Raw genomic sequence first — 13,691 nt, 5'->3', positions numbered from 1 at the left:
TTTTCTGCTTAACCTGCGTTAAATTCCAAATTTCCTCAGCCACGCAATTAAAGACGCGCTCATATCGTAATTTAAAATTATGCTTAATTAAGCAAAAAATATTCGCCTCTATTTATAAATTTAAAATTTGGACAATTTTAGCAAAGTAAAGTTAAAAAAGCTTAACTAGACTTAAATTTTCAAATCAACTTAAATATCGCATCTAAAAAAGCGGCTCGTCCATCTCGGCCGGTTTTTCAAGCCCCATTAGCTTAAGAACGCTTGCTGCGATATTGTTTAGCCCACCGGTTTTTACTTCTTTCACTCCATCACCTAGCACGAAGCAAAACACATCGTAAGTCGTGTGGTTTGTGAGCATTCCGCTTTTATCTCGCATCTCTTCGCAGTTACCGTGATCACTCGTAATTATCATCGCATAGCCCTTTTCTTTTACCTTAGCGACAATCTTACCAAGCGCGCTATCTACAGCCTCTACTGCTTTTACGCCCGCATTAAAATCGCCAGTATGTCCTACCATATCGCCGTTTGCGAAATTTACTACGATAAAATCCTGCCCGTCATCAATCGCTTTTAAAACCGCATCGCACACACCATCAGCGCTCATTTCAGGCTTTTCGTCATAAGTTTTAACTTTTGGGCTTGGGATTAAAATTCTAGTTTCGTTTTCAAGTAGTTCCTCAACTCCGCCGTTAAAGAAAAAAGTCACATGAGCGTATTTCTCCGTCTCTGCCGTGTGAAGCTGGCGAAGTCCCGCTTTTGCGATAATCTCTGCTAAAGTATTTGTTATCTTGTCGTTTTCAAACAAAACAGGAAAGCTAAAATTTGCGTCGTATTCCGTCATCGTGACTAAATTTTGCACCACAAAAGGACGCTTGAATTTGCTAAATTCGCTCACGCCAAACGCCGCTACTATCTGCCTCATCCTATCGTTTCTAAAATTTATAAACACAACTCCGTCATCCTTGCCTATACCTTTAAAGCCGTTAAAACTGGCAGGTTTTATAAACTCGTCTAAAACGCCATCATTATAGCTATTTTGGATATACTCGCTTGGTTTTAGGTCCTGTAAATTTGCGCCTTCAATCATAGTCTTGTAAGCTTCACTTACCCTATCCCAGCGCTTATCTCTATCCATAGCGTAAAATCTACCGCAAATCGTAGCCACGTTAAATTTCTCTTCAAGCTGCTTCACAAATTCAGCCGCACTCGTAGGCGCTACGTCCCTACCGTCGGTTATAGCGTGAGCATAGACACTACAACCGTTATTTATAGCAAGCTTGCACATATCGTCAAAATGCTCAAGATGAGAGTGCACGCCTCCATCGCTATAAAGCCCGATTATATGGATATTTTTACACTTTCTAAAAAGCTCTTTTAGCTTTGCGTTTTGAGAGAGTGAGCCGTCTTTAAACCCGAGCGAAATTTTTACCAAATTTTGGTACAAAACCCGCCCGCTTCCTATGCACATATGCCCCACTTCGCTATTTCCCATTTGCCCCTCAGGCAAGCCTACCGCAAGACCTGAAGTCTTGATAAGCGAATTTGGCACATTTTTAAATAGCCAATCATAAGTCGGCTTTTTCGCCGCTGCAAATGCGTTAAATTCTGAGTTTGGATTAAATCCTATGCCGTCTGTTATTACTAAAATAGTTTTTTGTTTCATATTTCATTCTTTAAATTTAGATAAATTTTAAGAGCATTATACTAAAATTACTCTTTTTAAAAATAAAGGCTCACATGTTTTATTATCTTTATGAAATCCTAAATTTTAACATCTTTCAATACATCACAGTTCGCGCAGGCATAGCGTTTTTCATATCTTTTGCGCTTACCGTTTATCTTATGCCTAAATTTATCGCTTGGGCAAGGGCTAAAAACGCCAGTCAGCCGATTTACGAGCTTGCTCCAAAAACACACCAAAAAAAAGAAAAAACCCCGACCATGGGAGGCATAGTCTTTATGGTAACGGCGATACTGGCAACTATCATCTGCGCCAGACTTGATAACAGCTTCGTTATCGCCTCTTTGCTCTGTCTTGCGGGTTTTACGGCGATCGGGTTTAAAGACGACATATCAAAAATTCTAGGCGCAAACAACCACGCTGGACTAAGCCCTAAAGCCAAGCTTTTAGCTCAAATTTTAGTATCGTTTGCGGTTTCAACCGTGCTTTATCTTAGCGGCGATATAGGAACTGAATTTTATGTGCCGTTTTATAAATTCCCGCTACTGGATCTTAAAATTTTTGCTATAGTCTTTTGGACGCTAGTTATAGTTGCAGCTTCAAATGCGGTAAATTTAACAGACGGGCTTGACGGGCTTGCAGCCGTTCCCGCCATGCTTTCGCTTGTTACGTTAGGAATTTTTGCCTATATCTGCGGACATGCGCTATTTAGCTCTTATTTGCTACTTCCAAAGATTATCGGCGTTGGCGAAACTATCATCATCGCTTCGGCTCTAATCGGCTCTTTGATGGGGTTTTTGTGGTTTAACTGCCATCCCGCACAAGTTTTCATGGGTGATAGCGGAAGCCTTAGTATAGGCGCTTACATAGGGCTTATGGGAGTTATGACTAAAAACGAAATTTTGCTTATTATCATAGGATTTATCTTTGTAATTGAGACTTTAAGCGTTATTTTGCAAGTTGGAAGCTTTAAAATTTTCAAAAAGAGAATTTTCTTAATGGCGCCTATTCATCATCATTTCGAGATTAAAGGCTGGGTTGAAAACAAAATCATCGTTAGATTTTGGATCATCGCGCTTTTAGCAAACCTCATCGCGCTAACCGCATTAAAGATAAGATAATGAAAAGAAGTTTGTTCGGTTACGGCGGCACGACCAAGGCTATTGCCAAAAACTGCCAAGATGACGGAATTTGGGATGTATATGATGACAAATTTAGCCAAATTTCAAAGGATGAATTTGGAAATAATCTTTTGCCGGTAAGTGAATTTAGTCCAGATAAAAGCGAACTTGAGATCCCAAGCCCGGGCTTTCCTCCGTATCATGAGCTGATTAAAAAATCGCAAAATTTGATAAGTGAATATGATTTTTTCGCATCCAAAATGCCTTTTAGCGTATGGATAAGCGGAACAAACGGCAAAACAACCACAACCAAGATGATGCAGCACCTGCTTGAAGACAAAGGCTCGGTAATGGGCGGAAACGTAGGCACTCCGCTAGCCGAACTAGACATTAAAGCCAAAATTTGGATACTGGAAACGAGCTCCTTCACGCTTCACTATACGAACCTTGCAAAGCCTGATATATACGTGCTTTTGCCTATAACGCCCGATCATCTTACTTGGCACGGCGATATGAGCTCTTATGAAGCCGCCAAGCTTAAGCCGCTTGGTATTATGAGAGAAAACTTGGTTGCGATATTGCCTGAAATTTACGCTAATACTCCGACTCTTGCAAAGGTCATAAGCTATAAAAACGAAAAGGATTTAGCTAAATTTTGCGGAGTTTCCACAAATGAGATAAATTTCACAGTGCCGTTTTTAATGGACGCTCTTTTGGCACTGGCAGTACAAAAAATAATTTTTGATAGGTGCGACACAAATTTACTAAACAAATTTGTGATAGAGAGCAATAAACTTGAAGAATTTAAGGACAAATTCGGGCGGATTTGGGTAAATGACACAAAAGCTACCAATATCGACGCAACCATTCAAGCTCTAAAGCGGTATGAGGATAAATTCCTGCACCTAATCTTAGGCGGAGATGATAAGGGTGTCGATATGACTCAGCTTTTTGAGGCTATAAATAGCACGAATACTAAAATTTACGCTATCGGCTCAAATAGCAATAAGATTATGAAGCTAGCTGAGAAATTTCAAATTCCCGCTCTAAAATGCGAATTTTTAGATGTAGCCGTAACGCAAATAGATAAAAATTTAAAAAAACCGACTAAGAAAGCGAATTTAAAAGAAGCTCAAATTTTAGACGAGATAGCTCTTCTAAGTCCTGCTGCTGCAAGCCTTGATCAGTTTAATAGCTACACCGAGAGAGGAGATAAATTTAAAGAATTTGTTGCAAATTTATAAAATTTAATTTTGTTTTTAACCTAATTTTAAAATTTAAAAGTGTATAATCACATTTCTTTTTTAGGTGGTTGGATAGCTCAGTCGGTAGAGCAGCAGACTGAAAATCTGCGTGTCGGCAGTTCGATTCTGCCTCTAACCACCATTTCTTTACAAATTCCGATTTTATCGATATTTCAAAGCCTTAAGGTTTAGCTAGGTACCATCTTGGGTGCCATATATACTATTGTTTTTAATTTTATTTTCGCCACTCATCAGCCGATACAAGAACAACTTTGGGATTATAATTATTAAACCTTAAAATGAATTAAGTTTTATAATAGGCAACTAGATCTAATTTCTCTCGTCTATTATTATGCAATTATTAACTACAAATCATATTTTAGACAAATCAATAAACACCCAAGCACATTGATTTTTATAAGATAAAAGCAAACAACCAGGTGATTATTAATTTTTACCAAGATTGATTGGGTTAATTTACCCACAATACAAATATTATCATCCCGCAAATATCACAGATATTGCAAATGAAGATTGCAAATACCTGCATCCACATGAACCAAACATTGTACACAATTAATCAAGTCTTATATAAACCACAAATCGTACAAGCATTTATGTATTACACGTTTCACGGATTGGACTGATTGCAATATAAGTTAAGGGGACATAAAATAAATTATGAGTGGTGCGGATAATACAAATATTCCTATCCTATACATATTACAGATTTGACAAATATAAAAAATGCTATAGGTATTTTTATTTTCACGTATTACAAATTATACGGATATACACAGCAACTATTCTCAAAAATAAATTTTACATTTTTACCGGGCGAGCATACTATTCGTATTACGGATTTCACCCGCAATACAAATCATACTCGTTAGGGGGCACCCCTAAAACCCCAACTTAGTAAAATTTGGCAACCGAGTAGCGGCTATCAAATTTGTATGTTTTTGCATCAGCACTATATGTAGCATAAATAGTTTGTGCGATGTATGTTGCCATAGGTCACCATCCGTTCTTTGAACAAGCTTAGGTATAACTTGATTATTTGGTATATATTCACAAGCATGACCACAATTCTTTGGTAAATTTATAATCTTACAAACCATTTTGTTAAAAGTATTTGTGTTTTATTATGGAGTCTTTCGGAAGAGCCAATTGCTACATAACTATTCCTATGCCTTTTAAAAATAACATCAGCAATCTCAATCTTATAGCTACCTTCAACAATTATCGGGCACATCTTTTTCTGCTCTTGCGCGCACTTAAAGCCAATTGACGGCTTATATCCCCACCGATGTAGCACCAAATACACCAAGCATTGAATATGAGCAACATTTGATTGCCTATAGAAAATCAACCACCGGTCCGTTTGAATATCAAATGCAATCGTGGCAAGCGGCCCTTATTTAATAAAAAGATATTTTTGCTCTACCTGGGAAAAATATTCCAAAAGCCCTTTTAGTAGAAAATATAACATAATCTATTTAGCTGTATTTGGGTGTCAGATTTATTAGTTGACGACAAGGTGCATGTTAAATGTTACTTCAGACAGGCACGAGTTACTTGTATCGACAGCTACTATTGATTCGGTTTTGTCTATATAGCTTGCCGGATTTATGTATTTTTAAATAGAATTAGCATCCGCTAAATACACGTTCCTCTCTACACTAGCTATTAACTTAGCAAAAAGTACTTTTATCTACTGCTATGGATTTTTCAGAGTTGGGGCATCATTTTTTTTTTAATTATCTTCTAAAATTTCGCAAAGTAGCCATCCAAACGGCTGTTTATTTATAAGCCATATAGTGGTTTCCTCGCCTCCAAAAGATGGTTTTTGCCCTTTACCCTTCATTATTTTTATCTTTCTCACGCCATCTACCGTAACAGCCCTTGCGCCACTATGTTTACCAACTCTCAATAAAAATTGATTGTCTGAGAGTTTTAAATTTTCATATTTTTCAATAAACTTGTCAGATAGTGCTTCCCGCGTAAATTCATCTGTTTTATAGCTAAATTGAGAGATAAATATCGGCATATAGTGAGAGTTGCAAGCCGCTATTAGCTCTTTTATATTAAATTTACCATTTTCTATCGCAAATACCGTCTCAAATTCACTTTTTGAATTTATGGCCTCATATCGCACTTTCACACCTTTACCGCCATCATCATCCTTAGAGGCCCTATTTCTCCTTATATTTACCGCATCGGCGACAAATGTGTGCGACTGTATAACATTACTATCAGCAACCGAGAAATTACTAAAATATTCTTTTGTGTCATAATTTCTTGCTTTTTTATAAAGCATTTCGCCGAAGGCTGTCGCTATTGCGCCTTTTAAAGAGCTGCCAGGGATTATGGCCTTTTTAAGATTTGAAGATATGAATGTTTTTTCGATGATCAGATGATTTATGACTTTTTTACCACCACCTTCTTTTTGTACTGCTCTGCCTATTTTTTCCCTATATTCCTTTGCTACTTTTGGGGATACTAAAATCTTTTGAAAAGATTTTTTCTTAGCTAAGGCACTTTTGTCTTGTATAAATTTCTGCAATGCAAACAATGCATCTCCAGACAAATTTGAAACTATTTTTCCGAATTCCTCTTTAGACTTATCATCAAGTCCTTTAATAAATTCAAATTCATCAAAAACATACATATAATCCTTGCCGTCTTTTGAATCCATATCTATGACGTAGTTCATCGGCTCATAGGCCTCACCGGTGCCTATGTGTATCGGGCTGAGCGGCTTTAGTTTTATTTTATAGTTTTTAGTTTCATTGTGCATTTTTTATCTCCGTAGCTATTAGTATGCCGTAACCTTGATGCACCGTGTTCGCATTAGCAGAGTGCCCGCTTACAGCTTTTCCTAGATACTCTCTCTCGCAAATTTCTTTATATACCACCACGCTACTGCTATCAGCCATTAGAATAGGACTTTTAAAAGGATTCGTGTTTGCAAGCCCTCCGCCATGTTTGCCAAATCTCGTAAACGGCTCATAGAAAAACTCTTTTAAATTTTCATCATCTATCACAACGGGGCTAAGCGTCATAAAAGCATTTGATCTCTTTTTGATAGCCACTTTTTCAAACGCGCTATACTCAAACGCTCCTTTTCCTATGCTAGCTCTCTTGCCATAGCCGCTTTTAGCCACAGTCTCAAGCGCTTTTTCTAGCTCATCAAGCTTAAACCTATCATCTAGCAAAAAGTAGATATCTTGTCTGCTAAATTTTATCTCCACTAAAGCATATGGCGCAAATTTACCGCTATCATCTGTCGTAAACGTGAGATAGTTTATGGAGTTTTTGATCGTTGCATTCTTTGTTAGCTCATAGCCGATCTCACCACTTGTCTTAGCGTTTTTGAAATTTCCGCTTTGCAAATCCTCTATACTAAGCCAAATTTTCTTCCTATTTTCTTTTTTTAGCTCCAAATTTTCGCCCAAAAGATGACTTGGCATACTAGGCTTTGGCAGATATCCGCTAGCAAAGCCATCAGACACTATCAAAAACGGCTTTTTATCGTAGTCGCTTAGTAGCTCATTTAGCCTATCTTCTCCAAGTCTATATCTGATCGCCCAGCAAATTTGCCCAAACAAGGTATCGCCTTTTAACGGCGTAGTAAAATTTGACTTAGGCGTTATGGTAGTTTTATAAAGTGTCATTATTCCCACCTTAAATTTTTAAATTCAACCCTTCCGTAACCTCTTGAGCCGCTACCGCCTAGATAGTCGTTTTCTATTAGCTTAAGTCCGCTCTCAACCATCTGCTTTAGCTCGTTTTCATTGTCGTTATAAGGCTCTTTTTCCTCAAAAACTTTTAGTCTGATAACTAGATCAAATTTCACTCCAGCCGGTACACGCTCGATCTGGCGAGGATGCTCAGCTGTTCCGCTTTCTCTGTTGATCACGTTTTCATATTTTGCTTCGCTTAGTTTTAAGCATTCGCTCTCGGTAGATAACACGCAATCCCCCACGCTTATCCTAGTAATGCCAAATTTATTCTCTTTATCGCCAAAAATTTTTAGTAAATTTTGAGCTGATTTTTTATCTGGATCTGGGACTTTTTCTAAAATTTTAGAGTTAAAAACCTCTCCTTCGCCATAACTAACTAGCCTATTATTCCACTCTAGCAAGCTTCTCATTTTGCCCTTTAGTGAGCTTCCAGGGATATAAGGCTTATTTGTGTTTATATCTTTTATCACCTGCGAGTCTATACCGCCTATCTTCATAGTATCATCGCCGCCACCTATATGAAGTCCGCTTAAAAGCTCTATTTGTCCCTTTAAAGTTAAAATTTTCATATTTTCTCCTTATTTCTTAGAAAAGCCTATAACGGCCTCAAAAAAGAGTTTAAATACCCTTAGATCATCCTTTGTACTTACCTGAGCCACGCACTTGTTTATCATCTCAACAAATTCACTACTAGAATGTCTCCTGGCATTTGAATAAGCCGCTTTTGAATTTAGCATCTTTACAAATGGCAAAATTTCGCTAAACTCTTCGGTGTTTGACTTTTGCTCTAACTCTATGACATAGTCATAAAATGCTCTCATTTGCGTAGCTTTTGTTCCCGATATTTTCTCAGCAACCGTTTTTGCCGTAGTATCAAACAAATTTGGATCTTTTTTGTAGTCTAAAACGATTGGCGGCAAAGAGTTTGCTTGCGGTTTATTGCCGGCATTATAATTACCACCGCCATTTCTATATCCATTCATCGTTCTCTCCTTTTATATATGTATTCACAAATAGCCATTTTGCTCTCCTTTGGATTGTTTTCTATCACATTATTTAGCATAAGAAGTAGCTCATTCATATCGCCGCCCCCTTGCTTACTCTGCATATTTCTAGTGAAGCTATAACTTAGCTTTGACTTCCACATCGTATTTCTTACGTCCTCACATACATTTTTACTCATCTCGCAAAGCTCAAGCAGCCTATACAAAAACGCCGTGTTGTCTATATTAAATTTCACAAATTCATCTAAAATTTTACTTCTGACGCTTAAGTAGCTATCCCATTTAGCGGTTTCGCCAAAGATAGTGATCGCATCCTTGCCATCCATCTCTTTTGAGCTTTCCAACCATTTTTCGCTAGTTTGAGCCAGAAAGCTTATCGGCGTAGATGGTTTTGCCAAAATGATGCCAAAAGATATGCTCAAGCCTTTTGTCTTTATAAATTTCATAAACTCTTGCCTTACAAAAAGAGCGAGCTCTATCATCTGATCATAGCTTCCAACTATGAGTAGATCATCGCCGCCGGCAAAGACCGTGTAGCTATTTTCAAATTTCTCTTTCATCTTTCTTGGCACGTATAGAGAGAAAAAGTTATTTATCCCCTTTGAAAATGTGTCAAAATTTGCAAAGCTTTGCGTCACGTCGCTATTTTTTATGAAATTTCCCATATTATCCACGTCGGCTTTTATCACAGCGATCGCATTATCACCGCGAGATTTTTTAGCCAGATCTTCAAAGTCCACTATCTCGCCCGCCTCTTTTGCGACGTATGATCTTATATTTTCCGTTATCCCAAGATCAACGTCCATAAAGTCTATGCCTATAGCTTTGCTATTTATCTTTTTGCTATCGCTAGCTAGCCTCTCGCCAAGACGCACAAAGGCACTGCAAATTTCACATTTGTCCTTATCGTGAGCTATCTTTCTTATATTACAAATTCTGCAAAGAGTTTGATTTGTTATCCCTTTATCATATGAGAGCACCGGCTCTTGCTCTTTTAAATTTAGCTTTTTAAATTTCTCTAGCTCAACAGCCTTACTGATCTTATCTCTTAGCTCTTTGTATCGCCCAGGCTCCGTAAAGTCCGCTCTCTCACACTCCACGCAAGATAGACTAACACCACTAACGCCAAAGAATTTTTTTGGCTCTTTTCTGAAATAGTATTGATTTATTAACAAAAATATGCTATAATTATATTCATTAAAATATAGCATATAAGGCATTCTATGAGTATTAGAACAACAGAACTTGACATTATAAAACAGCTATTCGATAATTTAAATGAAAAAGATAGAAAAGATTTTATAAAAAGCATAAAACAACACAGCAAAAAACCTAAAAATATAGCTACTACTCACAAAGCAAACCATTGTCCGCATTGCAACTCTCTTTCTTTTGTTAAGAACGGCAAGAAAAATAATTCTCAACGCTACATCTGTAGAGATTGTGGTAAAACTTTTACGGATACAAATAAAACTATACTTTTTAGCTCTAAAAAGGATATATCTGTTTGGCAAAAATATATCTATTGTATGATTGAAAAATACTCACTTCATAAAACAGCTGAAATTTGTGATATTTGTGTAGATACAGCTTTTAACTGGCGACATAAAATACTAGACGCTTTGCAGAAAATGCAAGATGAAGTTAGACTAGATGGCGTTGTTGAAGCAGATGAAACTTTTACGCCACTATCTTTTAAAGGTCATCATAAAAATTTTAACTTACCACGCCTAGCTAAACATCGTGGCACACGAGCTAGTTTGCGTGGATTAAGCAAAGAGCAAGTGTGTGTTACGAGTGGAATAAATTTAAACGGACTATCTATAGCAAAAATTTCAAATCTTGGCAAACCAAAGCTAACCGATTTACAAAAAGTATTAGATAAAAAGATAGTCAGCGATAGTGTATTAGTAACCGATAGCTTTAGAGCATATCTAAAATTAGCAAAAGATATGAATTTAAGTCATATCAGAATACCTAGAAATCATTATAAGGCAGGAGCATTTAATATCCAAGTAGTTAATAGCTATCATAGCAGATTAAAATCTATGCTGATTTATAACTTTAAAGGTGTATCTACAAAGTATTTGAATAATTATCTTGTTTATCATAACTTTGTAAATTTTGCTAAAGAGAGTAGAAATGATAAAGAAATTATACTCTTGGATTTCATACAAAAGACAGAATGTATTAGTTTGGTTAGAAGTATATCAGGTAGACCAAACATACCATTAACATAAAAATTATAAAAGGCAAAATTATGACTATAGAAGAAATCTTAAGCACAATATTTAAGGGTAGAGTTGATGAGTACGATTTAACGGAATTTAAAAATTTAGACAAACAAGCCAATGAAATATTAGAGATAGAAAAAGAAAATTCTAATTCTGATAAATACTTTTTAAAAACACTAGCACCTTTTTATTCCAAAAAAGAAAAGGTTCAAGTATATTCTTCTCAATCTGGCGGAAAATCTGCACCTGAAGAGATAATTAGGCAACTTTGGGTATATAAACTAATTAATGAATATAATTATTCCAAAGAACACATTAAACTAGAAGTCCCTGTCTCTTTTGGTGGGGATATTAATACTAAACATGCCGATATGGTAATATATTCAGATAAAAGTAATCAAAACCCAAAAATAGTAGTAGAAACAAAGTCTCCAAAAAGAAGGGATGGTATAGATCAATTAAAAAGCTATTTGAATGCTTTAGGAGCAGAAATAGGCATATGGTCTAATGGTTCTGAAACTATTATTCTTTATAGAAAAAAGGGTCAAGACTATGAGACTTTATCAAGAATCCCAAAATTAAATCAAACTATAGAGGATTTAAGAAAAGAAGTTTTTACTATAGATAGTTTGGAAGTCAAACATAATTTTAAAAAGACTATACAAGAACTGGAAGAGCTTGTGTTAGCTGATTCAGGAGCAGATGAATTTAATGAGATATTTAAACTTATTTTTTGTAAGATTTTAGACGAGAAAGAATCAATTCATAAAAATAATAAAAACAAAGAATTAGAATTTAGACAACAATCAACCCCTAAAGATACCTATAAGCGTATAAGTGAACTTTTTGATAAAGCTAAAAACGAATGGAGAGGTATTTTTAAGAACGATGAAAAAATAGAATTGAGACCCGAACACCTACATGTATGTGTGGGGTCTCTTGAAAGAAAAAGACTTTTAGGTTCAAATTTAAGAATCATTGACGATGCCTTTGAATATTTAATTCCATCTGAATCTAAAAAGAAAAAAGGGCAGTTTTTTACACCAAGATACGTAATAGATATGTGTGTAAGAATGATTAATCCAAAAGAAACAGAATACATCATAGACCCTTCGTGTGGTTCTGCGGGTTTTTTATTACATTCTATGGAGTGGTGTTATCCTATCCAAGATGATGCTGAACTAGATACTAGAAAATGGAATTATGCTAGTAAATTTCTATATGGGATAGATTTAGAAACAAGAGCTGTTAAGGCTGCTAAATCTTTAATGTTAATAGCAGGTGATGGGCATACAAATATATATGGACCTGAGGTAAGTTCCATAGATCCAAAAACTTGGTTAGATACTTTATCTGGGCGAGATTTAAAGCTTAATTTACAAAAAAATGGATTATTAAAAAATGAGCCTGATGAAAAAATAGATATTTTAAGAGATGATATTTGGAATTATTATAGAGAGTTACAATTTGATATTGTTCTTTCAAACCCCCCCTTTGCAGGGGAAATAAAAGACAAAGAGCTATTAAGTGAATATAATCTAGCTAAACCTGCACTACAAAGAGCAAAAAATAAACAAGCGAAAGAAGAGAGAGATGTCCTGTTTATAGAAAGAATAATTGATATGCTTAAACCTAAAGGGAGAGCAGCTATTGTTTTACCGCAAGGAAAACTAAACAATTCATCTCTTGCCTTTATCAGAGATTATATTTTTTCTAAAACTAGGTTGTTAGCTGTTGTCAGCCTTCACTCAAACACCTTTAAACCACATACAGGTGTTAAGACATCTGTAATAATTATTCAAAAATATTCAGAAGAAGAGTTAAAAAAAATTAACGATATTAAAAAAAAGGTATCAAGAAATATACCTAACTACAAAAAGATAATAGAGGATATTATTAGTAATGGTGATGAAGAAGTAGAATTAGATATTATTCCTGAAGAGATACTTTCTTTTATGAATGATTACTTTGAAAATGAACTTATTGATGATAACGAAATAGATGAAGAAAAAATCAATGACTCTATTGCTGATTTAAATGAAGAGATAGAAAAATTACATTTAGACTTAGTAAAAGTTAGAGAAGCAGAAGAGATTAAGGAAGAAATAAAATCTCTTAAGGAAGAAAAAAAGAGTTATACTAAAAATAAAGACAAAGAAAATGTTACACGAACGAGCAAAAAATTACAAAGCCTTGAGGAAGAGTTAAAAAAAGCAAAAGAAGCTCAAAAAACAAACAAAGATATACTTAAAAGTATAAAAAACCTAGAAGAGCAGGTAGATGGGTTTATATACAAACAAAATCTTTTTTCCAACAAAGGTAAGTTAAGTATCATAATGGATAGTGAAGACTTGTTGTTGGGGTTGCGCGATAGGTATATTTTAAAAGAAACTGCCTCACAATTAAACTATCCTATATTTATGGCGGTTAGTGATGTTGGAGGAAAAGATAGTTCCGGTAATTACACTTATCAAAAAGACGAAAATGGTAATATCTTAACCAACTCTAATGGTGATTTCATAATAGCACAGGATCTAGTAAATTATAATATAAGCAAAGAAGAGTTAAAAGATATTGAAGCTATACCCAATGAAAATATTTGTATAGCTGAAGCTTTTATAAAATTTGCAAAAGAGCAAAAAATTGATTTTTGGGAATAAA

The 13,691-nt window shown here is 35.5% G+C and carries 10 protein-coding genes and 1 tRNA gene; 5 read left to right on the top strand and 6 right to left on the bottom strand.

Features of this window, described 5'->3' with window-relative positions; genetic code table 11:
- Positions 1 to 202 precede the first annotated feature (202 nt).
- Complete coding sequence (gene gpmI, locus CORI_RS01855) at positions 203 to 1,663, bottom strand: 2,3-bisphosphoglycerate-independent phosphoglycerate mutase (RefSeq protein ID WP_173030577.1); 1,461 nt, start codon at positions 1,661 to 1,663, stop codon at positions 203 to 205.
- Positions 1,664 to 1,737: 74 nt separating this feature from the next.
- Between gpmI and mraY the strand changes: the two genes are divergently transcribed.
- The 3 genes from mraY (at position 1,738) to CORI_RS01840 (ending at position 4,188) form a co-directional block, all read left to right on the top strand.
- Positions 1,738 to 2,802: a phospho-N-acetylmuramoyl-pentapeptide-transferase gene (gene mraY, locus CORI_RS01850; RefSeq protein WP_169939839.1), complete on the top strand. Its 1,065-nt coding sequence runs from the start codon at positions 1,738 to 1,740 to the stop codon at positions 2,800 to 2,802.
- The gene (murD, locus tag CORI_RS01845) at positions 2,802 to 4,046 is read left to right on the top strand and encodes a UDP-N-acetylmuramoyl-L-alanine--D-glutamate ligase (protein ID WP_173030576.1); all 1,245 of its coding nucleotides are present in this window, start codon (positions 2,802 to 2,804) and stop codon (positions 4,044 to 4,046) included. The genes mraY and murD overlap by 1 nt, the downstream gene beginning before the upstream one ends.
- Positions 4,047 to 4,112: 66 nt before the next feature.
- Positions 4,113 to 4,188 (top strand) — tRNA-Phe (locus CORI_RS01840).
- Positions 4,189 to 5,802: 1,614 nt separating this feature from the next.
- Here the strand turns inward: CORI_RS01840 and csm5 are convergent.
- The 5 genes from csm5 to CORI_RS01815 are packed head-to-tail and all read right to left on the bottom strand — an operon-like array spanning position 5,803 to position 9,971.
- Complete coding sequence (gene csm5, locus CORI_RS01835) at positions 5,803 to 6,846, bottom strand: type III-A CRISPR-associated RAMP protein Csm5 (RefSeq protein ID WP_173030575.1); 1,044 nt, start codon at positions 6,844 to 6,846, stop codon at positions 5,803 to 5,805.
- Positions 6,836 to 7,723 (bottom strand): RAMP superfamily CRISPR-associated protein, encoded by an 888-nt coding sequence (locus CORI_RS01830; protein ID WP_173030574.1) that lies wholly within the window; start codon positions 7,721 to 7,723, stop codon positions 6,836 to 6,838. The genes csm5 and CORI_RS01830 overlap by 11 nt, the downstream gene beginning before the upstream one ends.
- Positions 7,723 to 8,361, bottom strand: a complete 639-nt coding sequence (gene csm3, locus CORI_RS01825; protein WP_173030573.1) for a type III-A CRISPR-associated RAMP protein Csm3 — start codon at positions 8,359 to 8,361, stop codon at positions 7,723 to 7,725. The genes CORI_RS01830 and csm3 overlap by 1 nt, the downstream gene beginning before the upstream one ends.
- A 9-nt stretch (positions 8,362 to 8,370) precedes the next feature.
- Complete coding sequence (gene csm2 / locus CORI_RS01820) at positions 8,371 to 8,775, bottom strand: type III-A CRISPR-associated protein Csm2 (RefSeq protein ID WP_173030572.1); 405 nt, start codon at positions 8,773 to 8,775, stop codon at positions 8,371 to 8,373.
- Positions 8,772 to 9,971, bottom strand: coding sequence for a hypothetical protein (locus tag CORI_RS01815; RefSeq protein WP_173030571.1), 1,200 nt, complete (start codon positions 9,969 to 9,971; stop codon positions 8,772 to 8,774). The genes csm2 and CORI_RS01815 overlap by 4 nt, the downstream gene beginning before the upstream one ends.
- 48 nt (positions 9,972 to 10,019) lie before the next feature.
- Between CORI_RS01815 and CORI_RS01810 the strand changes: the two genes are divergently transcribed.
- On the top strand, positions 10,020 to 11,036 hold the full coding sequence (locus tag CORI_RS01810) for an IS1595 family transposase (protein ID WP_173030570.1): 1,017 nt from the start codon (positions 10,020 to 10,022) through the stop codon (positions 11,034 to 11,036).
- 20 nt (positions 11,037 to 11,056) lie between these two features.
- Positions 11,057 to 13,690, top strand: a complete 2,634-nt coding sequence (locus CORI_RS01805; RefSeq protein WP_173030569.1) for an N-6 DNA methylase — start codon at positions 11,057 to 11,059, stop codon at positions 13,688 to 13,690.
- The last annotated feature ends 1 nt before the right edge of the window (position 13,691 follow it).

It is taken from the genome of Campylobacter sp. CCUG 57310 (genome assembly GCF_013201975.1).
GTDB lineage: Bacteria > Campylobacterota > Campylobacteria > Campylobacterales > Campylobacteraceae > Campylobacter_A > Campylobacter_A canis.
The sequence above is the reverse complement of the archived record's forward strand: the minus strand, read 5'-3'. Positions and strand labels throughout refer to the sequence as shown.